Here is a 22671-nt window from a genome sequence, read left to right on the forward strand (position 1 = left end):
GCTCGTTCTCGACGAGATGCCAGACAGCGCAGTCGATCGACACTGGAGTCACATATGTCCACACGCACCCCGGACGGTTTCACCCCGACCGGCACCATCGCCACCGCCGCGGACCGCCGCCGCGTGGTCTTCGCGACCGTCGTCGGCACCACCGTCGAGTGGTACGACTTCTTCATCTACGCCACGGCGGTCGGGCTCGTCTTCGGCCAGCTCTTCTTCGCGCCGCTCGGCGCGAACAGTGCGATCGTCGCCTTCGCCACGGTGGGCGTGAGCTTCCTCTTCCGCCCCCTCGGCGCCTTCCTCGCCGGCCACTTCGGCGACAAGTACGGCCGCAAGGTGGTGCTGATGTGGACCCTGATCCTGATGGGCGCCGCCACCGCGCTCATCGGCGTGCTCCCCACGTACGAGGCGATCGGCATCGCCGCGCCCATCCTGCTCGTCCTGCTCCGCATCCTCCAGGGCATCTCCGCCGGTGGCGAGTGGGGCGGTGCGGTGCTCATGGCCGTCGAGCACGCTCCGCGCACGCGCCGCGGCGCGTTCGGCGCGTCGCCGCAGATCGGCGTTCCGCTGGGACTCCTGCTGGCCTCGGGTGTCATGGCGCTCATGGCGATGATCGCCCCCGGCGACGCGTTCCTGGAGTGGGGCTGGCGCGTGCCGTTCCTGCTCAGCGTCGTCCTGATCCTCGTCGGGTACTACGTCCGCCGGCGCGTGGAGGAGAGCCCGGTCTTCGCCGAGCTCGCCGAGCGCAAGGAGAAGGCCAAGATGCCGATCATCACGCTCTTCCGCAAGCACCTGCTGCTCGTGATCATCGCCGCGCTCGTGTTCGCAGGCAACAACGCCGTGGGCTACATGACCACGGGCGGGTACATCCAGGGATACGCGACCAACCCCGACGGTCCGCTCGCGCTCGAGCGGGGTCCGGTGCTGTGGGCGGTCGCAGGGTCCGCGATCACCTGGCTGCTGTCCACGCTGGCCGCCGGCTTCATCTCGGACCGCATCGGTCGCCGCACGACGTACATCATCGGGTGGATCCTGCAGCTGGTCGGTGTCTTCACGCTCTTCCCGCTCGTGAACACCGGAGACATCGGCCTGCTGTTCGCGGGCCTCGCGATCCTCACGATCGGCCTGGGCTTCACGTACGGCCCGCAGGCGGCGCTGTACTCCGAGCTGTTCCCGGCATCCATCCGCTTCTCGGGAGTGTCGATCTCGTACGCGATCGGCGCGATCCTGGGTGGCGCCTTCGCGCCCACGATCGCGACCGCACTCGTGCAGGCGACCGGATCGACGATGTCGGTCACGTGGTACCTCGCGGGCATGACGGTGATCGGCCTGATCGCGACGCTTCTGCTGCGCGACCGGTCCGGCATCCCGCTCGGACCCGACCACGAGGACGAACAGTCGGTCAGCCCGATCCGCGGTCTCGCGCGCGCCTGACGTGCATCCTCCTGAGCCCCGTGCCGATCGGTGCGGGGCTCAGGAGTTCACGCGGATGATCTCCTGCTGGTAGGGCGCGATCACGCGACCCGAGATGCGCAGGTCCAGCAGCAGGAACGGTCGCTCGGATGCCGGCGTCCGGGTCCATTCCGCGAGTCGCTCGAGGTCGGCGAGGGTGCGGACGACGACCCCCTCCGCGCCGAAGCCCCGCGCGACCTCGGCGAAGTCGACCTGGGGGATGAGCATGGGTCCTTCGGCGAGCCCCTTGAGTCCGTAGAGGTTCACCTCGGCGCCGTAGGCCGCGTCGTTCCAGACGACCGCGAGGCCGCGGCCGGCGGCGGTCCGAACCGCCGACTCCAGGTCGGCGAGGGCCATGAGGCCTCCACCATCGCCCGTCGTCAGCACGATCGTGGCGTCCGGCCGCGCGCGGGCGGCGCCGGGAACGCTCGCGAAGCCCAGTCCGATCGACTGGAACGCCGTGCCGATCATCATCATCCGATCGGGCGAGGCGACCGGCCAGTACATGTTGGCCCAGCCGATGAAGTGCCCGCCGTCCGACACGACCACCCGGTCCTCCGGGAGCAGCTCGCCGATCCGCTGCGCCGCCGACCGGGGGTCCAGGCGCCCGTCCGGCGCGAGCTCGTCGCCCGCGTCGTACGTCCGGGCGGATGCCGCGTCCACGCTCTCCCGCCAGCCGCTCGGTGCCGCGTCGATCGTGTCGAGCGCTTCGGCGATCGCGGCGGCGACGAGTCCGGCAGCCCCGCGGATGTACGCGCCCACGTGCGGATGCGTCGCCGCGACGGCCAGGTCGACCTGGATCACGCGGGTACCCGGGGCGAAGAGCGCCCCGAAACGCATCGTGAACTGGTTGAGGGAGGCGCCGAAGACGACAGCGACGTCGGCCTCGGCGATGAGCTGCATCGCCTTCTCTGCGCCGAAGCCGCCGGTCACGCCGAGGTCGAATTCGGCGCGCGGGAAAATGCCGCGGCCGAGCGCCGTGGAGGCGGTGAGGGCTCCGGTCGCGTCCGCGATGGCGCCGAGGGCGGCGCCGGCGCCCGCGAGCCACGCGCCGCGGCCGGCGAGCAGCAGGGGGCGCTTCGCGGCGGCGAGTGCGGCGGCGGCATCGCGGATCGCCTGCGCGGCGAACGGCCCTGCGGGGGCGACGGGTGCGGGCAGGCGCGGAGCGGGCGGCTCGGGCGCCGGGCCCGCGTCGAGCGCAGCGACGTCGTAGGGGATCGCGAGCACGGTCGGCACCCGGTAGGTGAGGGCGTGCTCGATCGCGATGATCGTCGTGGCGGCGGCATCCGTCCGGCCCACCGTGTATGTGCGCGCGCCGACCGCCGAGGCGAGCGCGATCTGATCCACACCCCAGGGCCGACGGCCCGACGTGGGTTCGTCGCCCACGACCAGGATGAGCGGGACGTGCGCCTGCACCGCCTCGGCGAGCGCGGTGAGGGTGTTCGTGAACCCGGCACCGTACGTGGCGGTCGCGGCGGCGAGGCCCCCGCCCGCCCGGTGATACGCGTCGGCGGCGACGACGCCGCCGGCCTCGTGGCGGACGGCGGTGAAGCCGACCCGGGTGGACCGCTCGAGCGCGTCGAGGAAGTAGGCGTTGCCGTTGCCCATCACCCCGAAGACATGATCGATGTGACCGGAGAGAGCGGCGGCGACGTGCGCGGAGACGGTGGACATGACAGGACCTCGAGACGGGACGGAGGGAAAGGATCCGTATGTGTCTCGCGCGCCACGGGATCGGCGGCTGCGTGCCCATTTTCCGAGCACCGGCGGCTCGGAAGCGGCCGGACAGGTCGAGTATAGGGCCGTCGCGTTCCGGTCGTCGGAAGCCCGGCGCTCCTGGTGCCCCACGCCTCGCCGCAGGCCCCACCGGTCACAACGGGTCCGACGACCGGACCAGTCTCAGCCGCCCAGCGAGGCGCGGATCACCGCCGCCGACCGCTCCAGTCGCGCAGCGATCGCGATGTCGGCGTTCGCGCTCGCGACGAACACGACGGCGACCGCCGCCACCTCGCGGCCGGGCAGCACCAGCGGTACGGCAACCGATCGCAGACTCGGGATCACCTCGTCGTGGCTCGTGGCGAAGCCGCGAGCGGCGGCCTCGGCCACCTCGGCGCGGAGCGCGGCCGACGCATCCGCCGGCAGCGCGTGGGGGAGTCCCGCGAGGATCGCCTTGCCGGGCGCGCCGACCGTGACCGGATGCCGCGTCCCCGGTCGCTGCGCGACCGAGGCGATGGCCCGCCGGGGTTCCACGCTCGTGAGCGTCACGCACTCGTCGTGGTCGAGGACCGCGAGGAAGCACGTCATGCCGAGTTCGTTGGCCACTGCGGTGAGTTCGGGGAGGGCCTCGGCCTGCAGGTCATGCGCCACGCCCGCGGCGAGCGCCGCCATCCGCGCGCCGAGGCTGATCCGACCCGCGACGTCGCGGCGGATCAGCCCATGGCCCTCGAGCGTGCGCAGCAGGCGATAGGCGACCGAGCGATGCACCGCGAGACGTTTCGCGACCTCGTCGATCGAGAGCGGCTCGCCCGCGTCGGCGAGGATCTCGAGGATCCGGATGCCGCGACTGAGTGTCTGCGAGGGTGGAGCGGCGGTGTCCGGCATGACGTCGACTCCTTCGGTGTCCTTGTGCGACGGGTGCCGAACATATACGATCTGTTCAACAGTGGAACGCCATGTTCGAATATAGAACAAAACGTGCCTCTGCGCAAACGCCGTTCGCGGTGACCTCGACATCGCCGTCCGAGGAGGACACATGCAGTTCCACCACCACGGGTACGTCTCCGCCGACCCTCGGCTGCAGGATGCAGCCGGCACGGGCATCGATCGGCCCGCCGATCTGCCCGACGAGGTCGACGTGCTGATCGTCGGGTCCGGTCCCGCCGGCATGCTGCTCGCGGCGCAGATGTCGCAGTTCCCGGACGTCACGACGCGCATCATCGAGCGCCGGGACGGCCGCCTCGTGCTCGGTCAGGCGGACGGCATCCAGCCGCGCAGCGTCGAGACGTTCCAGGCGTTCGGGTTCGCCGAGCGGATCGTCGCCGAGGCGTACAACATCGCGTACATGAATTTCTGGGGGCCCGATCCCGAGAACCCGCGCAACATCATCCGCACCGCCCGGACCGAGGACTACGCGTTCAAGATCAGCGAGTTCCCCCACCTCATCGTGAATCAGGCGCGGGTGCTCGACTACTTCGCGGAGGCGGCGGCGCGCGGTCCCGCCCGTATCGTCCCCGACTACGGCGTCGATTTCGTCGGCCTCACCGTGCACGAGCACGGGGAGTTCCCGGTCGAGGTGCGGGTGCGCGCAGGCGCCGTCGAGCGCACCGTGCGCGCCAAGTACGTCGTCGGCAGCGACGGTGCGCGCAGCGGTGTCCGCGAGGCGATCGGCCGCAAGCATGTGGGCGCCTTCGCCGCACACGCGTGGGGGGTTATGGACGTGCTCGTCAACACGGACTTCCCCGACTGGCGCACGAAGTGTGCGATCAACTCCGAGGCCGGCAACATCCTGCACATCCCGCGCGAGGGCGGTTACCTGAGCCGTATGTACATCGACCTCGGCGAAGTCTCCGCGGACGACGATCACCGCGTGCGGCGGACGCCGGTCGAAGAGGTCATCCGCCGCGCGAACGAGATCCTGCACCCGTACTCGATCGACGTGAAGCAGGTCGCGTGGAGCAGCGTCTACGAAGTCGGCCACCGCGTGACGGATCACTTCGACGACGCCGCCGACGAAGACGGTCGCGAGCCGCGCGTGTTCCTCACCGGCGACGCCTGCCACACCCACAGTGCCAAGGCGGGACAGGGCATGAACGTCTCGATGCAGGACGGCTTCAACCTGGGCTGGAAGCTCGGACACGTGCTCACCGGGCTCGCGCCCGCGTCGCTCCTGTCGACGTACTCGGCAGAGCGCCAGCCCGTCGCGCAGCAGCTGATCGACTTCGACCGCGAGTGGTCCTCGCTCATGGCCCGCAAGCCCGAGGAGATCTCCGATCCGACCGAGCTCGCGACGTTCTACCTGGGCACGGCGGAGTTCCCGTCGGGCTTCATGACGCAGTACGGTCCGTCCTCGATCGTGACGGATGCCGCCCACCAGGCGCTCGCCGCCGGCTTCCCCGTCGGCAAGCGTTTCAAGAGCGTCGAGGTCGTCCGGGTGTGCGACGGCAACGTCGTGCACCTCGGCCACCACGCGAGAGCGGATGGCCGGTGGCGCGTCTACGCGTTCGCGCCGGCCGGTGACCCGGCGGGGCTGCACGAGTGGGCCGACGCGGTCGTCGCGACTATCGCCCGGTTCACTCCCGCCGGCGCCGACGTCGACGCCGTGTTCGACGTGAAGGCGATCTACCGGCATCCGTTCGAGGAGATCGACATCACGCGGGTGCCCGCGCTGTTCCTCCCGCGCACCGGGCCCCTCGCGCTGACGGACTGGGAGAAGGTGTACGCCGCCGGCCCGAGCGCCTGGACGGATGCCGACATCTTCGCCGAGCGCGAGCTGTCCGATGACGGAGTGGTCGTCGTCGTCCGACCGGATCAGTACGTCGCGGGTGTCTTCCCGCTTGCCGCGACCGAGGAGCTCGCCGCGTTCTTCGCGTCCGCCCTCCTGCCGCAGGTCGCGACGGCGTCCGCGCACTGACCGTCCGTGTCGGACAAGGAGCACCCGAACGCTGTACGACGCGTACATCGTCCTGGTGCCCGCACCTGACCAGAATGACAAGTGAACCCTGAGCACGAAGGAGCCCCGATGACCGAGAACCGCGAGTCCGCCCTGCTGGCTGACGTCCCCGACGGCCTGTTCATCGGCGGCGAATGGCGTGCCGCGACCGAGGGCAAGCAGTTGCGGGTGTTCGACCCGGCGACCGGCCGCGTCGTGAAGACGATCGCCGACGCGTCGCCGGAGGACGGCAAGGCCGCGATGGATGCCGCCGTCGAGGCCTTCCCCGCGTGGGCGAAGACCCCGGCACGGGAGCGCGCCGAGATCCTGCGTCGCGCGTTCGACCTGCTGCAGGAGCGCAAGGAGGACTTCGCGCTCCTCATGACGATCGAGATGGGCAAGCCCCTGGCCGAAGCGCGCGGCGAGGTCGGCTACGGCGGAGAGTTCCTGCGTTGGTTCAGCGAAGAGACCGCGCGCATCCAGGGCCGCTACGGAGCGAACCCCGAGGGCACCGGCCGCATGATCGTGTCGCAGCATCCGGTCGGCCCCTGCTTCCTGATCACTCCGTGGAACTTCCCGCTCGCGATGGCGACCCGCAAGATCGCGCCCGCGCTTGCCGCGGGATGCACGGTCGTCATCAAGCCCGCCGAGCTCACCCCGCTCACCACCCTGTACTTCGCGAAGCTTCTGGAGGACGCGGGCCTGCCCAAGGGTGTCGTGAACGTCTTCACGACGTCGACCTCCGGCGCGGTCTCCGAGCCGATCATCCGCGACCCGCGGCTGCGCAAGCTCTCCTTCACCGGCTCGACCGGAGTCGGACAGCGTCTGCTCGAGCAGGCGTCGCAGGGCGTTCTGCGCACCTCGATGGAGCTCGGTGGCAACGCGCCGTTCGTGGTGTTCGAGGACGCGGATCTCGACAAGGCGGTCGACGGGGCGATCCTGGCGAAGTTCCGCAACATCGGTCAGGCCTGCACGGCGGCCAACCGCTTCATCGTGCACCGTGCTGTGGCCGACGAGTTCGCCCGCCGCGTCACCGAGCGCGTGAAGGCGTTCAAGATGGGCCGCGGCACCGAGGACGGCGTCGTGATCGGCCCGCTCATCGATGACCGGGCGGTCGCGAAGGCCGAAGAGCTCGTGGGAGACGCCGTCGAGCGCGGCGCGCAGCTCCTCACCGGCGGTCAGCGCGGCGTGATCGACGGTCTCGGCGACGGCACGTTCTACGAGGCCACCGTCCTCTCCGACGTCGCGGCCGGCAGCGACATCCTCCGCGAGGAGATCTTCGGCCCCGTCCTGGCGATCGTCCCGTTCGACACGGAGGACGAAGCCGTCGCGATCGCGAACGACACCGAATACGGGCTCGTCTCCTACGTCTTCACCGAGTCGCTCTCGCGCGGGCAGCGCATGATCGACAAGCTCGAGACCGGCATGATGGGCCTGAACGTGGGCGTCGTCTCCAACGCCGCAGCCCCCTTCGGCGGTTGGAAGATGTCGGGCCTCGGCCGAGAGGGCGGCGCCGAGGGAATCCACGAGTACCTGCAGACGAAGTACACGCTCACCGCGAACCCGTACGCCTGACACCGGAGGACGAAGGGGTGGATGCCGCGGCATCCGCCCCTTCGTCATACACCGCGCACGTCCCCTGTGCGGAGGAGACTGAGCTCATGCGGCAGCGCGACATGATCGAGCGGCGGCTGCGCTCGCATCGGCTGAGCGCGCCGGCCCCGACCGTCGCGGAGGCGGCCGCGCACATGCTCGCGACACAGGGGCAGGAGTTCTGGGGCGGCCGCTGGGCGCTGGCGGTCCGCACGCGCGGCACGCCCGCGCTGAGCGCCGTGGACGCGGCCTTCGACCGGGGCGAGATCGTCCGCTCCTGGACGATGCGTGGGACGATCCACATCATCCCGGCGCGCGACCTCGCCTGGGTGCTGTCCCTGACCGCCGAGCGGCAGAGTCGAGGCGCCGCCGCCGTGCACCGCCGAGAGGGGATCGATGCCGACGTCCTGGCGCGTGCTGAGCGGGTGACGCGCGCGGCACTCGTCGGCGGCGGGCGCCTGACACGGGCCGAGCTGTTCAGCGTGCTCGAAGGCGGTGGAGTGTCGACGGCGGGGCAGCGGGGGTATCACGTGCTTGTCGCGCTTTCTCTGCGCGGGGTCGTGTGCCAAGGCCCCGTGGTGCCGCGTGAGGGGGGACCGTCGCGCGAGCAGTACCTCGTGCGCACGGACGAATGGATCGTCGAGTCCGCGAGCCCGGCGGACCCGTTCGCGGAGTTCTTCGCGCGCTACGTCGCCTCGCACGGGCCCGCCGGCGCGCGGGACTTCGCGTGGTGGTCGGGTCTGCCGCTCGGTGTGGCGCGGGCCGCCGCGGAGGCGGCATCCGATCGGCTCGTCGAGATCGACGCCGACCCCGAACCTGTGTGGATCGCTGCGGGCCCGGCGCCCCGCCGACTCACCACCGTGCCCGACCTCCTCGCCCTGCCGCCGTTCGAGGAGTACTACCTGTCGTACGCCGACCGATCGGTTCCGTGCGCGCCGGAGTTCCTCGCCCGTATCGGTCCGGGGATGAACGGCATCGTGCGCCCGATCCTGGTGTCCCGCGGCGAGATCGTCGGTGTCTGGACGCACTCGGTCGCGGTGGGACGGCACGCCGAGCACCCGCTGCCGGAGCTCTTCGTTCCCGATGCGGCGACGGATGCCGAGATCTCGGGCGCACTCGAGCGTTATCGCGCCTTCATCACCGGCTGAGCGGCGGCGTGCCACACTGGCTCCGTGAACAGGCGGTCGGTGCCCGGCGGGCGTGCCCTCGTGATCGTGATCGTGGCCGCGTTCGCCGTGCTCTACGGCGTGGTGGTCGCGCTGTACGCCTGGCACGAGCGCAACACCACGGTCGAGGGGTGCAACGGAGAGGCGCCGGCCGACGCCGTCCTGATCAAGCTGACGCCCGAATCCGTGAACGCGTCGACCGATCGGATCGTCACGAACCTCGAGGTGCTGTCTTTCGGGCCGATCGGCGCCGATGAGACGGGCCTGCTCACCGAACCCCTCACGGTGCTCGTGAGCGACACGGACGGTCCGCGGACCTTCACGATCGCGCAGGACGAGATACCCTCACCGCAGTCCGTGAACTTCATCACGACGGGCTTCATCGAGCAGTGGCCGTTCGACGCGCACACCGTCGACATCGCCGTCGTGTCCTCGCGCGAGGTGGACGGGGTCGGGGAGGTCATTCCGACCGTCCTCTGCGGATCGGCCCACGTTCCGGGCTGGGACTTCTCCTCGCAGGAGGTCGCCGGCACGAGCGAGATCGTCATCGACGGTCAGCCGGTGACGCAGGTGCAGATCACCGCCACCCGCTCCGGCGCCACGATCGTGTTCGGAATCGTGATCCTCGTGCTCATGACGGTGCTGCCCGTGATCGGCCTCACGGTCGCGATCGTGGCATACCGCGGTCTCCGCAAGGTGGAGGCCACCCTGATGAGCTGGCTGGCGGCGATGCTCTTCGCCACGATCCCGCTGCGCACGTTCCTTCCCGGGTCACCGCCGATCGGCTCGTGGGTGGACTACCTCGTCGTGCTCTGGGCGGTCGCGGGTCTGGTGCTGGCCCTCGTCATCTACGTGCGCGCGTGGCTGCGCTGGAGCACACCGGGCGCACGCGCGTCCGTGGACGGCGCCGGGGCGGTGGCGGTCGCGATCGCCGCGGCGCCGGCCGCAGACGCCGTCGACTCGTCGACCTCGGGCGACGGCGCCGCCGACTGAGCTCAGCCTCCCGCGTGCCGGTCGAGGAACGCGTAGACCTCGTTGTCGTCGACCCCGGGGAAGGCACCGCGGGGGAGCGGCGAGAACATCTGCATGTGCACGCGGGCGCTCGGCCACGCCTTGCCCTGCCATCGCTCGGTGACCTCGGTCGGAGGGCGGCGGCAGCAGGATTCATCGGGGCAGGTCGAGGTGGCGCGTTTCTGGGTCTCGCGGCCGCGGAACCACTTCGCGTCGTCGAACGGCACGCCGACGGTGATCGAGAACTCGCCGTCCTTCGTCGATCCGGTCTGCGTCGAGCACCAGAACGTGCCCGCCGGGGTATCGGTGTACTGGTAGTGCTCCGTCGTGCGGTTCTGCTCCTCGAACGCGGAGCGGGCGAGGAACCGGCGGCACAGGATCTGACCCTCCACCGAGCCGGTCACATCGTGCGGCACCGGAAGGTCGTCGTTCTCGTACACGCGGGAGATCGCCCCCGAGCCGTCCGCTCGCAGGAAGTGCAGTCGGATCCCGAGGTGCGTCGTGAGCAGGTTCGTCATCCGCATCGCCGCCGCCTCGTGCGTGACGCCGAACGCGTCGCGGAAGTCCTCCACGGCGAGGTTGCGGTCGCGCTTGGCCTGGCTCAGGAAGGCGACGGATGCCGCTTCGGGCATGAGCGCGCACGCTGCGAAGTAGTTGATCTCGAGCCGCTGCATCAGGAAATCGGCGTAGTCGGTCGGACGCTGATGTCCGAGGAGTCGATGAGCCATGGCCTGGAGCGCCATCGATCGCAGGCCATGGCCGCCCGGAATCGACGCGGGAGGCAGGTAGATGCGGCCGTGCTCGAGGTCGGTGACCGAGCGAGCCGAATGCGGCAGGTCGTTCACATAGATCAGTTCGAATCCCAGCTGCTGGGCCATGACGCTCACCGTGCGGTGCGTGAGCGCCCCCGACACGTGACCCGCGGCCTTGAGCTGCTTCTCGGCGAGCTGCTCGATCTCGGGGAGGTAGTTGTCGGCATCCCGCATGCGCAGCCGAAGTTCGGTGTTCGCGCGCCTGGCCTCCTCGGGTGTCGCGATCGCTTCGCGCTCGCGGCGCTGCAGTTCGCGATGCAGGCCCAGGATCGATTCGATCGTCTCGTCGGGGATGCCCTTCGTGACGCGCACGGGCGGGACGCCGAGCTGGCGGAACACCGAACTCGCCTGCGCGCGCTCGAGCTCGATCTCCAGCGCGGCCCGGCGGTTCGGAGGCTCCGGGGAGAGCAGCTCGGTGACCTCGACCCCGGTCGCGGTCGCGATCGCCTGCAGCAGCGAGAGCTTCGGCTCGCGCTTGCCGTTCTCGATCAGGCTGAGCTGGCTGCCGGCGACTCCCACACGCTCGCCGAGCTCGTCCAGGGTGAGGCCATGCGCCACACGCTGATGACGGATGCGGTGGCCGAGGGTGGACAGCTCGATCGAGGTGGGCGCCATTCTTTGATGCTAGCGAAAGATTCGCACTTCTTGCGACGAAGACATCCGGAAAACTCTTCGGAACACCACGCATAGTGGAGGAAGACCACCGATCTGAGCCGATCGAACAGGAGTAATCATGGCCCTTGCCGACATCTTCACCCGGCCCTCGAACACGCCCGCCCGCCGCAACCCCGCCGCGACGGGCTTCGGAGCACGGCCGACCGTCGAGGGGGACGGCATGGCCGCGCTCGTGGCATGGGTCGATCAGATCGCCGCGCTGACCCAGCCCGACCGCATCCACTGGGTCGACGGGTCCCGCGCTGCGAACGACGCGCTGCTGCGCGAGATGGTCGACGAGGGCAAGATCATCAAGCTCAACCCCGAGTGGCGGCCGGGCTCGTACCTCGCCCGTTCGCACCCGAGCGACGTCGCGCGCACCGAGGCCCGCACCTTCATCGCGTCCGAGCTCGAAGAGGACGCCGGGCCCACGAACAACTGGGTCGCCCCGTCCGAGATCCGTGCGACGATCACGCCGCTGTTCGAGGGCAGCATGCGCGGGCGCACGATGTACGTCGTCCCGTTCTCGATGGGTCCGGTCGGCGGTCCGCTCTCGCACATCGGCGTGCAGGTCACCGACAGCGCCTACGCCGTGACCTCGATCGGCATCATGACGCGGGTCGGCGTCGGCGTGCTCCGCGAGATCGCGGCGGGCGCGCCGTGGGTCAAGACCGTGCACTCGGTCGGCGCTCCGCTCGCTCCCGGCGAGCAGGACGTCGCGTGGCCCTGCAACGACGAGAAGTACATCGTCCACTTCCCCGACACGCTCGAGGTGTGGTCCTTCGGCTCGGGCTACGGCGGCAACGCGATCCTCGCCAAGAAATGCTTCGCGCTGCGCATCGCCTCGGTCATCGGTCGCGACGAGGGCTGGCTTGCCGAGCACATGCTGCTCATCCGGGTGATCGACCCGGCGGGCAAGGCGTTCCACGTCGCGGCGGCGTTCCCGTCCGCATGCGGCAAGACGAACCTCGCGATGCTCCGTCCCTCCATCCCCGGCTGGCGGGTCGAGACGCTGGGCGACGACATCGCGTGGCTGCGCCCCGGCGAGGACGGGCGCCTCTGGGCGATCAACCCCGAGGCGGGTTTCTTCGGTGTTGCTCCCGGCACGGGGGAGTCGACGAACGTCACGGCGGTCGAGACCCTGTGGGGCAACACGATCTTCACGAACGTCGCCCTCCGTCCCGACGGCGACGTCTGGTGGGAGGGTCTGACGGACGAGGCGCCCGCGAACCTCATCGACTGGGAGGGCAACCCGTGGACGCCGGCATCCGGTCGTCCCGCCGCGCACCCGAACTCGCGCTTCACGGTCGGAGCGGGCCAGTGCCCGCAGATCGCGAGCGACTGGGAGGCTCCCGAGGGCGTTCCGCTCGACGCGATCCTGTTCGGCGGCCGCCGCGCCACGAACGTCCCGCTCGTCGTCGAGGCCACCGACTGGACGCACGGTGTCTTCATGGGCTCGAACATCTCCTCCGAGCGCACGGCGGCTGCCGAGGGCACGGTCGGTGAGCTCCGCCGCGACCCGTTCGCGATGCTCCCGTTCTGCGGCTACAACATGGCCGACTACTTCGGGCACTGGCTCTCGGTCGGGCAGAAGCTGCGCTTCGACCGGGCTCCGCGCATCTTCCAGGTGAACTGGTTCCGCAAGGGCGCCGACGGCCGGTTCCTGTGGCCCGGCTTCGGTGACAACGCCCGCGTGATCGACTGGATCATCCGCCGCATCGAGGGTGCCGTTCCGGCGGTCGACAGCCCGATCGGGCGCCTTCCCCGCACGGAGGACCTGAACCTGGACGGGATCGAGGTTCCGCAGGCCGACCTGGACGAGCTGTTCGCGATCGATCGGTCCTCGTGGCTGCGCGAGGCGGAGCTGACCGAGGAGTTCTACGCAACCTTCGGCGGCCGCATCCCCGCCCCGCTCCAGTCCGAGCTGCAGGCCCTGCGGTACCGCCTCCAGCGCTCCTGATCCGCTGGATCTCTGTTCCCGCCGAGAAGGTCCCTCTTCCGCCGAGGTGGTCCCTTTCCCGCCGAGAATGTGCCCACCATCTCGGCGGAAGAACCACCATCTCGGCGGAAGAACCACCACCTCGGGGGGCGGCGAGGGCGCGCGGGTCAGACCAGGAGCTGGTGCTTCGCGAGGTCGCGGTAGAGCGGCGTCGAGGCCACGAGCTCGGAGTGCGTCCCCTGGCCGATGACCTGACCGTGATCCAGCACCACGATCCGGTCGCTGTCCACCACGGTCGACAGGCGGTGCGCGATCACGATGAGCGTCCGGTCGGCGGCGACGGCGTCGATCGCGTCGCGCATGCGCTGCTCGTTCACGCCGTCCAGGGATGAGGTGGACTCATCCAAGAGCAGGATCGGCGGCGCAGCCAGCAGCGCCCGTGCGATCGCGAGACGCTGACGTTCGCCGCCGGAGAGCATCACGCCGTCCTCGCCGACGGGGGCGTCGACGCCGAGCGGGCTCCGTTCGAGCACCTCGCCCAGGTTCACGGCGCGCAGCACACGCTCGCAATCGGCATCCGTCGCGTCGGGGGACCCGAGCCGGAGGTTGTCGCCGATCGTGCCGGCGAGCGTGGGAGCGTCCTGCTCGACGTAACCGAACTGCGCGCGCAGCTCATCGCGCGGCAGCGTGCGGATGTCGCGACCGTCCAGAGCGATGGCCCCGCCGGTCGGGTCGTAGAACCGCTCGATGAGCGACAGGATCGTGCTCTTGCCCGCGCCGCTCGGCCCGACGAGGGCGACGCGTGCCCCGCGGGGCACGTCGAACGTGACGCCGCGCAGCACATCGCGCTCGGGCTCGATCACCGGCTCGGTCGCCGCGCTCTCCAGGTGCACCTGCTCGAGCACCGCGCGGGCTTCCTTCGCCGCGGCCTCCCGGGCGGCGATCACGTTCTCGGGGTAGCGGAACCGCACGTCCCGGAACGAGATCGCCGGTGCCGAATCGGATGCCGCCGCCCCGGCATCCGTCGGCGTCGCGCCCGCCGCGATGCGGGCGTCGTCCTGGTCCTCGGTCGGCAGGTCGAGGACCTCCTGGATGCGTCCGAGGGCGCCGAGGGCCTGGTTGACGGACGTGATCGCGCCGAAGGTCGAGGCCAGCGGCTGGATCATCAGGAACAGGAAGAGGATGAACGACACGAGGGCGGCGATCGTGATCGCGCCCGCGGCGACGCGGAAGCCGCCGACGCCGAGCACCACCAGGAGCGAGACCTGCAGGGCGATGCCCGCGACCGGCACGACCAGGGCGGAGACCTTCGCGATGCGCACGCCGACCTCGTAGGCCTGGGTCGCCATCGCCTCGACGGCGGCGGTCTCGCGGGCCGTCGCGCCGGCGGCGCGCACCGTGCGGATCGATCCGACCGCGCGTTCGACGCCGGAGGCGAGCTCGCCGACGCGTTCCTGCTGCTCGGTCGACGCGGTGCGGATGCGGCCGCTGAGCAGGACGACGATCACGACCGAGATCCCGATCACGACCACGATGAGGACGAGGAGGACCGGATCGATCACGGCCATCGCGATGAGCGCTCCGACGAAGATGAGCGAATTGCCGACCGCGTCCGCAAGTCCCTGAGTGAGCACCGCGTAGAGCAGTGTCGTATCCGTGCCGACGCGCGAGACGAGGTCACCGGTGCGGCGCGCGTCGAACTCGCTGATCGGCAGACGCAGGATGCGCGCGATGAGCTTGCGGCGGCTCGAGTAGACGACCGCTGTCCCGGTCCGCTGGAGGAGGTAGTGCTGATAGCCCGAGATCACGGATGCGATGACGACGAGCGCGACGAGCAGCCAGACCAGGAGACCGAGGGTGTCGCCTTGTTGCACACGCTCGATGACGACGCCGACCAGAAGAGGCTGGGCGAGGGTCGCCGCAGCGCCGAGGATGCTGAGCACGGCGACCACGACGAGGGTCCGCTTGTGCTCGAAGATGAACGGCAGCAGCTGCCGGAAGGTCGCGCGAGGCCCTTCCGGCTCGGTGCGCCCGCGACGGCGGGTGGGACGGGTCGTGGACATGCGGGTACCTCGTTCCTGCGGACGTTCATCTACGACGGTACTTCGTGCGGGGCCGTCCCAGCCCCGGGTGGTGTCCGGAGCCGCGGGTAGGGTGGTCCGGTGCCTGCCCCCGTGATCGATGCGAAGAACCTCGTCAAGTCCTATTCCGTGAAGGGCAAGCCCGACTTCGTCGCGGTCGACGGGCTCTCCTTCGAGGTCGCCCCGGGCGAGTCGTTCGGGCTCCTGGGGCCGAACGGCGCCGGCAAGTCCACGACGATGAAGATGATCGGGGCCGTCTCCACGCGCACGGGCGGCGAGCTGTCGATCTTGGGTCTGGACCCCGACCAGTACGGGCCCGAGATCCGCTCCCGCCTCGGGGTCGTCCCGCAGCAGGACAACCTCGACGGCGAGCTGAACGCGCGCGAGAACCTCTACATCTACGGCCGGTACTTCGGCCTGCCGGGCGCGGTGTGCGCGCAGAAGGCGGATGAGCTGCTCGCGTTCGCGGCCCTCGAGGACAAGGCCAAGAGCAAGGTCGACCAGCTGTCCGGCGGCATGAAGCGGCGGCTCACGATCGCGCGCGGACTCATCAACGACCCCCGCATCCTGCTGCTGGACGAGCCGACGACGGGATTGGACCCGCAGGCTCGGCACGTCTTGTGGGACCGCCTCTTCCGTCTGAAGGAGCGCGGCACGACCCTGCTCCTCACGACGCACTACATGGACGAGGCCGAGCAGCTGTGCGACCGCCTGGTCGTGGTCGACAAGGGGCGCATCATGGCGGAGGGCACTCCGGCCTCGCTCATCCGCGAGCACTCGAGCCGTGAGGTGCTCGAAGTGCGCTTCGGCTCCGACCGCAACCAGCAGATCGAGCCGCAGCTGCGGGGGATCGGCGACCGGGTGGAGGTGCTGCCCGATCGCGTCCTGATCTACACGGAGAACGGCGAGCACGCCCTGGAGGAGGTCACCCGGCGGGGTCTCGAGCCGCTCACGAGCCTGGTGCGGCGCTCGAGCCTGGAGGACGTGTTCCTCCGCCTCACCGGAAGGTCGCTGATCGAATGAGCCTGCCCGAACGCGGGGACGCGGCATCCGTCATCGAGCAGCCCACGCTCGACGAACTGCGCGCCGAGGCGCTCCAGTGGGGCCGCAAGCCGCGCCGATTCGGCGCCTGGTACGTCACCGAGCACATGGTGCGCGCGATGCGCGCGTACGGATGGACGATCATCGTGGGCGCGCTCGGGCAGCCGATCCTGTACCTGCTCGGCCTCGCCGTGGGGCTCGCGGCCCTGATCGACGCGCCCGTGAGCGAGGGCGGCGTCGAGGTCTCGTACCTCGTCTTCGTCGCCCCCGCACTGCTCATGACCTCGACGATCGCGGTCGCGAGCGAGGAGTTCACCTACCCGGTCATGTCGGGCTTCAAGTGGCGCCGCTACTTCTTCGGCTTCAGCGCGTCGGCGATCGCGCCCGGGCAGATCGCCACCGGCGTCATGTTCGGCGCCGCAGCCCGCATGGTCGTCACCGCCGTGGCGTACACGGCGTTCCTGTACCTCTTCGGGGCGATCCCGGATGCCGCCACGGGCTGGCTGGCGATCTTCATCGCGATCCTCGCCGGGCTCGCCTTCGGCGTCCCGCTCATGGCGTACGCGGCGTCGATCACCGATGACAAGGGCCAGTTCGCGCTCGTGCAGCGGTTCATCTTCATGCCGATGTTCCTGTTCTCCGGCACGTTCTATCCGCTCGCGACGCTGCCGCTCTGGCTGCAGTGGATCGGCTGGATCTCGCCGCTCTGGCATGCGACCGAGATCGGCCGGTGGCTGACGTACGGGCGCCCGATCGAACCGCTCCTGTTGTTCGTCCACTTCGCGTACCTCATCGCGCTCACCGTCGGCGGTTTCGTGATCGCCCGGCGCCTGTTCGAGCGGAGGCTGGCCGCGTGACCGCCGTGACCGAGAACGCGCCCGTCCGACGCGCGGGCGGAGTCCGCGCGCTGTGGGCGGGGAACCCCGCCGCCGTCGTGCAGCGCGGGCTCCTGGCCGCGCGCTCGTCGAGCTGGGTCGTCGTGCTCTCCGGCTTCTTCGAGCCGGTGTTCTATCTCCTCTCGATGGGCATCGGGCTCGGCGCCCTCATCGGCACCGTGGAGACCACGAGCGGCCTGGAGGTCTCCTACGCCGCGTTCATCGCCCCGGCGCTCCTCGCGGTCTCGGCGATGAACGGTGCGATCTACGACTCGACGTGGAACGTGTTCTTCAAGCTCAACTACGGCAAGCTCTACGAGGGGATGCTGTCCACCTCGCTCGGCCCGCTCGATGTCGCGCTGGGGGAGATCCTCTACGCCCTTCTGCGCGGGCTGCTCTATGCGACCGGCTTCATGATCATCATGCAGATCGCCGGGCTGAATCTCGCGTGGACCGCGATCCTCGCGATTCCGGCCGTTCTGCTGATCGCCTTCGGTTTCGCGAGCCTGGGCATGGCGGTCACGAGCTACATGAAGGCCTTCCAGCACATGGACTGGATCAACTTCGTACTGCTCCCGATGTTCCTGTTCTCCGCGACGCTGTACCCGATCACGGTGTACCCGGAGTTCATCCAGGTGATCGTGAAGATCTTCCCGCTGTGGCACGGGGTCGAACTCGTCCGCGGGCTCACCACGGGAGCCCTGTACTGGGGCATGCTCTGGCACGTCCTGTACTACATCGTGATGATCGCCGTCGGGCTCGTCTTCACCACGAAGCGGCTGCGCGCGCTCTTCCTCGACTGACGCCGCGTTCGGCATCCGCAGTCGCAGTTTTCGCGCGCATCCGCGCGCACCATTGCGGAGATGTGCAGGATGACGGACGAAAGTCGCGTCCGGCATCCGTCATTCTGCACATCTCCGTGATCCTGCACGCGGCGGACGCCGGGCAGCGGCATCCGCCCGCGTCAGAGCGACGCAGTCGCCCCCACGCCCAGATCGGCGTCGTAGTCGACGTCCTTCGTCTCGGGGGCGAGGATCAGAGCGATGAAGGTGAGCACGCCCATCGCCGAGAGGTAGATGCCGACGAGCCAGGGGCTGCCGCCGGTCCCCGCCCAGAGCGCCACCGCGACGATCGGGGCGAGCGCCGCGCCCAGGATCGAGGAGACGTTGTAGGACACGGCCGAGCCGGTGTACCGGACGTTCGTCGGGAAGAGCTCGGGCAGCACCGCCCCCATCGGCCCGAAGGTGGAGCCCATCAGGACGAAGCCGAAGATCAGGAAGGCCTGGGTGAGGGCGCCGGTGAACTTGGGGTCCGCCTGCGGCAGGAGGAAGAGGTTGAACGTGAGTCCGAAGACGATGATCAGCCCCGTCACCCACAGCAGGAGCCGCCGGCGGCCGATGCGGTCGGCGATCGGGCCGGAGAGCAGCGTGAAGATGCCGAAGAAGACGACACCGATGATCTGCATGATGACGAAGTCCGTGTACCCGAAGCCGAGGCCGGGATAGAACTGAGCCGCGAACGCCGTCGCGTCGAACGGCTTGCCTGCGGCCTCGGCGGCGGCCTGCGCCGCGGCGGAGGCGGTCTGCAGGTCCGCGGCCTTCGTACCGTAGGACAGCGTGAAGTTCGTCATCAGGTAGAACAGCACGTATGTCGCGAGCATGATGAACGTGCCGAGGATCAGGTGCCACCAGTGCCTGCGGAAGACCGTGCCGAGCGGGAACCTGCGGATCGCGCCCTTCTCCTCCGCCTTCACGAACGTGTCGGACTCGACGAGCTGCAGACGCACCCAGAGGCCGATGATGACCATCACCGCGGAGAACAGGAACGGTACACGCCAGCCCCACGCCAGGAAGTCGGCGGAGCGCTGGGCGGCACCGTCCGGGTGGGGGAGGAGGAAGTTGATCGCGAGGAAGACCGAGTTCGCGATGATGAAGCCGAGCGGGGCGCCCAGCTGCGGGAACGTGCCGTACCAGGCGCGCTTCCCCGCCGGAGCGTTCTCGGTCGCGACCAGCGCCGCGCCGGACCACTCGCCGCCGAGGGCGAAGCCCTGGGCCAGGCGCAGGATCAGCAGGAGCAGTGCCGCCCACCAGCCGATGTCCGCGAACGTCGGCAGGCACCCGATGAGGAATGTCGCGATGCCCATCGTCAGCAGGGACGCGACCAGGGTCGCCTTGCGGCCGAACTTGTCGCCGAAGTGCCCGAAGATCACCGCACCCAGCGGGCGAGCGATCATGGCGGCGCCGAAGACGCCGAACGAGGCGAGCAGCGCTGTCGTGTCGTTGCCGGTCGGGAAGAAGAGGATCGGGAAGACCAGGACCGCTGCCGTCGCGTAGACGTAGAAGTCGTAGAACTCGATCGTCGTGCCGACCAGGCTCGCCGTGATGACGCGGGAACGGGGGTTTGCCGGGGCTGTGGTGGGGGAGGACACGAGCGATGAGTCTAGCCCGCGTCCTCCGCCTGCCGCGGGAGCGTCAGCGCCAGATGACGGCGAGACCCGCGTTGAGCAGGGTCAGGATGCCGATGCCCCAGAAGATCGCCGGCGGACATGCTCCGCCCTTGCGCTGCCGGGCCAGGCCGATTCCGATGAAGGCGCCGATGATCAGCAGGACGACGAGCTTGACGCCGATCTTCGCGTAGTTCAGGTCGTACGAGATGCCCCACGGCGCGGCCAGCGCGAGGCCGGCGACCGCGGCGATCAGCAGGCCGATGTTCATCAGCGGCGTCACGTGCACGCGCTTGTTGTACACCTCGACGGCCCACGCTCCGAAAAGGATCGCGAAGCCGACCAGGTGGATGAAGACGACGATGTGGCGGAGGACTTCGAGGGGTTCCATGCTCAGCACGCTATTGCGCGCCGCGCCCCGCCGCCAGCCGGACACGCCTCACTGCCGCTCGCGAGAGGGCACGAATGCACCCGTCGACCGGCGTGTCGCCCTACAGAACTGCCCTCTCGCGGGGGAGCAGGACCGGGCCGGGGCGCCTCTCGCGGGAGGAGCAGTCAGACCTGGGAGCGAAGGGTGCGGAGCACGAGCGCCGTGCGCACGGCAGCGTCGGCGGCCTCCGCGCCCTTGTCCTCGTGCGAGCCGGGCAGCCCCGCGCGGTCCAGGCCCTGCTGCTCATCGTCGAGCGTGAGGACGCCGAAGCCCACGGGCTTGCCGGCGTCGAGCGCGACGCGCGTGAGCCCGTCGGTGGTGGCCGACGACACGTACTCGAAGTGCGGCGTCCCGCCCCGGATGATCACGCCGAGTGCGACGACCGCGTCGGCGCCCGCGGCGAGGGCCGCTTGCGCCGCGACCGCGAGCTCGAACGAGCCGGGGACGCGGACGAGCTGCCACGTGGCGCCGGCGGCGTCCAGCGTGCGCTGCGCACCGGCGATCAGCCCGTCCGTGATCACGTCATGCCACGTGCCGGCGACGATCACGACCTCCAGTCCGGTGCCGTCCGTGCCGCCGACGATCGGCGCTCCCTTGCCGCTCATGCTTCTCCTCCTCGGGTGGTGGTCGGTTCGTGCATCTGCGCGAGCGCGTCGGCGAGGTCCTCTTCCGCGATCAGGTGCCCCATCCGATCGCGCTTCGTGGAGAGGTACTGGTGGTTGTTCGGCCCCACCCCGACCAGGAGCGGCACCTGCTCGACGATCTCGAGGCCGAGCTCGCGCAGCTGCGCGACCTTGTCGGTGTTGTTGGTGAGAAGGCGCACCTTCTCCACCCCCAGGTCGGCGAGCATGCCGGCCGCGGCCGCGTAGTCGCGGGCGTCCGCCGGCAGACCCAGCGCGAGGTTCGCGTCGACGGTGTCCAGGCCGCGCTCCTGCAGGCTGTAGGCGCGCAGCTTGTTGATGAGGCCGATCCCGCGGCCTTCGTGGCCGCGCATGTAGATCACCACGCCGCCGTCCTGCTCGATCGCGTCCAGCGCAGCCTCGAGCTGGGGGCCGCACTCGCACTTGAGCGAGCCGAACGCTTCGCCGGTGAGGCACTCGGAGTGCACGCGCACGAGCGGCGCGTCGCCGAGTTCGCCCGACACGATCGCGAGGTGGTCCGTCCCGGTGATGCGGTCCTTGTACGCCAGGAAGCGGAACTCGCCGTGCGAGGTCGGCACCTTGGCCTCGGCCCGCAGGCTCACCCGACGACGGTGCGCGGCGTGCGCCGGCGCCGCGACGGGGTCGTGCTCGTCCAGGTGCGCGACGAGCTGCTCGATCGTGATGACCGGCACGCCATCGCGCTCGCCGAGCTCGATGAGCCCGGGTAGCCGCATCATCGAACCGTCCTCGGCCACGACCTCGGCGATCGCTCCGACGGGGGAGAGCCCTGCGAGGCGCATGAGCTCGACCGCGGCCTCCGTGTGACCGCCGCGTTCGCGCACGCCGCCGTCGACCGCGCGCAGCGGCAGGATGTGGCCCGGGCGGATCACGCTCGTCGGCGTGGAGGTCGCATCGGCGAGGACGTTGAGGGTGTGCGCGCGGTCGGAGGCGCTGATCCCCGTCGAGACCCGGTCTGCGGCATCCACGCTCACGGTGTACGCGGTCCCGCGGGCATCCTCGTTCACTTCGACCATGGGCGGGAGGTCGAGCCGGTCCGCCCACTCCGCGGGCATCGGTGCGCAGATGAAGCCGCTTGACCAGCGCACGGTCCAGGCGATCCACTCGGAGGTGGCGAGTTCGGCGGACAGGACGACGTCGCCCTCGTTCTCGCGGTTCTCGTCGTCGGCGACGATGACGGGCTTCCCGGCGCGCAGGGCTTCCAGCGCGTCGGTGATGGATGCAAGGCTCATCGCGAGCCTCCTTCTGTGGTGGGGTCGTGCGGGGCGAAGGCGAGGAGGCGCTGCACGTGTCGGGCCAGGATGTCGGTCTCGAGGTTCACGCGGTCGCCGGGGGAGCGTGCGCCGAGCGTGGTGGCGGCGAGAGTCTCGGGGATCAGCGAGACCTCGAACCAGGCGGACGGTGCGTCGAGGGCGCTCACGGCGCTCACCGTGAGGGAGACGCCGTCCACGGCGATCGAGCCCTTGTCGACGACGAGCGGTGCCAGCGCGGGGGGAAGCGAGATGCGCAGCACCCGCCACTGCTCTCCGGGTCGGACCTCGAGCAGCTCGCCCGTGCCGTCGATGTGGCCCTGGACGATGTGTCCGCCCAGCCGCCCGTGTGCCGCGGTCGCGCGCTCGAGGTTGACCGGTCGCCCTTCCGCGACCCCGTCGAGGGTCGACATCGCGAGCGTCTGCTGCATCACGTCGGCGGTGAACCAATCCGGCCCTTGGTCGATCACGGTGAGGCACACGCCGCTCACGGCGATCGAGTCGCCGTGCCCGGCATCCGACACCGCCTTCGGCGCGCGGACGGTCAGGCGCACGCCGTCACCCGACGGTGCGACGGCGGTCACTTCGCCGATCTCTTCGACGATTCCGGTGAACAT

At 70.0% G+C, this 22671-nt stretch carries 18 protein-coding genes; 9 read left to right on the forward strand and 9 right to left on the reverse strand.

Annotated elements, in window-relative coordinates; all coding sequences use genetic code 11:
* Positions 1-54 precede the first annotated feature (54 nt).
* Positions 55-1434 (forward strand): MFS transporter, encoded by a 1380-nt coding sequence (locus AB0P18_RS10660; protein ID WP_363359987.1) that lies wholly within the window; start codon positions 55-57, stop codon positions 1432-1434.
* Between the two features lie 39 nt (positions 1435-1473).
* Here AB0P18_RS10660 and AB0P18_RS10665 read toward each other — a convergent pair whose 3' ends face one another.
* Together AB0P18_RS10665 and AB0P18_RS10670 are read right to left on the reverse strand one after the other, a co-directional pair.
* Positions 1474-3126, reverse strand: coding sequence for a thiamine pyrophosphate-binding protein (locus AB0P18_RS10665; protein ID WP_363359988.1), 1653 nt, complete (start codon positions 3124-3126; stop codon positions 1474-1476).
* Positions 3127-3351: 225 nt separating this feature from the next.
* Positions 3352-4053 carry a helix-turn-helix domain-containing protein gene (locus AB0P18_RS10670; RefSeq protein WP_363359989.1) on the reverse strand — a complete coding sequence of 234 codons (702 nt, stop codon included), beginning with the start codon at positions 4051-4053 and terminating at the stop codon, positions 3352-3354.
* 151 nt (positions 4054-4204) lie between these two features.
* Between AB0P18_RS10670 and AB0P18_RS10675 the strand changes: the two genes are divergently transcribed.
* From AB0P18_RS10675 to AB0P18_RS10690, 4 genes are all read left to right on the forward strand, one after another.
* Complete coding sequence (locus AB0P18_RS10675) at positions 4205-6082, forward strand: FAD-dependent monooxygenase (protein WP_363359990.1); 1878 nt, start codon at positions 4205-4207, stop codon at positions 6080-6082.
* A gap of 108 nt (positions 6083-6190) precedes the next feature.
* Positions 6191-7675 (forward strand): NAD-dependent succinate-semialdehyde dehydrogenase, encoded by a 1485-nt coding sequence (locus tag AB0P18_RS10680; protein ID WP_363359991.1) that lies wholly within the window; start codon positions 6191-6193, stop codon positions 7673-7675.
* 86 nt (positions 7676-7761) lie between these two features.
* A complete protein-coding gene (locus tag AB0P18_RS10685) occupies positions 7762-8841 on the forward strand; it encodes a winged helix DNA-binding domain-containing protein (protein WP_363359992.1) in 1080 nt (359 codons plus the stop codon).
* A gap of 24 nt (positions 8842-8865) precedes the next feature.
* Complete coding sequence (locus AB0P18_RS10690) at positions 8866-9852, forward strand: DUF4436 family protein (RefSeq protein WP_363359993.1); 987 nt, start codon at positions 8866-8868, stop codon at positions 9850-9852.
* Between the two features lie 2 nt (positions 9853-9854).
* Here AB0P18_RS10690 and AB0P18_RS10695 read toward each other — a convergent pair whose 3' ends face one another.
* Entirely contained in the window at positions 9855-11297 is a 1443-nt protein-coding gene (locus tag AB0P18_RS10695) for a helix-turn-helix domain-containing protein (protein ID WP_363359994.1), read from the reverse strand.
* A gap of 118 nt (positions 11298-11415) precedes the next feature.
* Here AB0P18_RS10695 and AB0P18_RS10700 point away from each other — a divergent pair, with 118 nt between their 5' ends.
* Complete coding sequence (locus AB0P18_RS10700) at positions 11416-13296, forward strand: phosphoenolpyruvate carboxykinase (GTP) (protein WP_363359995.1); 1881 nt, start codon at positions 11416-11418, stop codon at positions 13294-13296.
* A gap of 146 nt (positions 13297-13442) precedes the next feature.
* Here AB0P18_RS10700 and AB0P18_RS10705 read toward each other — a convergent pair whose 3' ends face one another.
* A complete protein-coding gene (locus tag AB0P18_RS10705; protein ID WP_363359996.1) occupies positions 13443-15338 on the reverse strand; it encodes an ABC transporter ATP-binding protein in 1896 nt (631 codons plus the stop codon).
* Positions 15339-15437: 99 nt separating this feature from the next.
* On the opposite strand from AB0P18_RS10705, the gene AB0P18_RS10710 reads away from it, so the two are divergent.
* From AB0P18_RS10710 to AB0P18_RS10720, 3 genes are read left to right on the forward strand one after another with little or no spacing between them, the layout of a single operon-like run.
* Positions 15438-16379: an ABC transporter ATP-binding protein gene (locus tag AB0P18_RS10710; RefSeq protein ID WP_344052232.1), complete on the forward strand. Its 942-nt coding sequence runs from the start codon at positions 15438-15440 to the stop codon at positions 16377-16379.
* Positions 16376-17254, forward strand: a complete 879-nt coding sequence (locus AB0P18_RS10715) for an ABC transporter permease (RefSeq protein ID WP_363359997.1) — start codon at positions 16376-16378, stop codon at positions 17252-17254. The genes AB0P18_RS10710 and AB0P18_RS10715 overlap by 4 nt, the downstream gene beginning before the upstream one ends.
* A complete protein-coding gene (locus AB0P18_RS10720) occupies positions 17251-18075 on the forward strand; it encodes an ABC transporter permease (protein WP_363359998.1) in 825 nt (274 codons plus the stop codon). The genes AB0P18_RS10715 and AB0P18_RS10720 overlap by 4 nt, the downstream gene beginning before the upstream one ends.
* A 161-nt stretch (positions 18076-18236) precedes the next feature.
* On the opposite strand, the gene AB0P18_RS10725 is transcribed toward AB0P18_RS10720, so the two are convergent.
* The 5 genes from AB0P18_RS10725 to AB0P18_RS10745 form a co-directional block, all read right to left on the reverse strand.
* Positions 18237-19700: an MFS transporter gene (locus AB0P18_RS10725; protein WP_344052246.1), complete on the reverse strand. Its 1464-nt coding sequence runs from the start codon at positions 19698-19700 to the stop codon at positions 18237-18239.
* A 43-nt stretch (positions 19701-19743) separates the two neighbouring features.
* Positions 19744-20106, reverse strand: coding sequence for a Fe-S protein (locus AB0P18_RS10730; RefSeq protein ID WP_363359999.1), 363 nt, complete (start codon positions 20104-20106; stop codon positions 19744-19746).
* 164 nt (positions 20107-20270) lie between these two features.
* Positions 20271-20750, reverse strand: coding sequence for a 6,7-dimethyl-8-ribityllumazine synthase (gene ribH, locus AB0P18_RS10735; RefSeq protein WP_363360000.1), 480 nt, complete (start codon positions 20748-20750; stop codon positions 20271-20273).
* On the reverse strand, positions 20747-22036 hold the full coding sequence (gene ribA / locus AB0P18_RS10740) for a GTP cyclohydrolase II (protein WP_363360001.1): 1290 nt from the start codon (positions 22034-22036) through the stop codon (positions 20747-20749). The genes ribH and ribA overlap by 4 nt, the downstream gene beginning before the upstream one ends.
* Complete coding sequence (locus AB0P18_RS10745) at positions 22033-22671, reverse strand: riboflavin synthase (RefSeq protein ID WP_363360003.1); 639 nt, start codon at positions 22669-22671, stop codon at positions 22033-22035. Before AB0P18_RS10745 ends, ribA begins: the two co-directional genes overlap by 4 nt.

This window comes from Microbacterium sp. NPDC064584 (assembly GCF_040687315.1).
GTDB lineage: Bacteria > Actinomycetota > Actinomycetes > Actinomycetales > Microbacteriaceae > Microbacterium > Microbacterium lacus.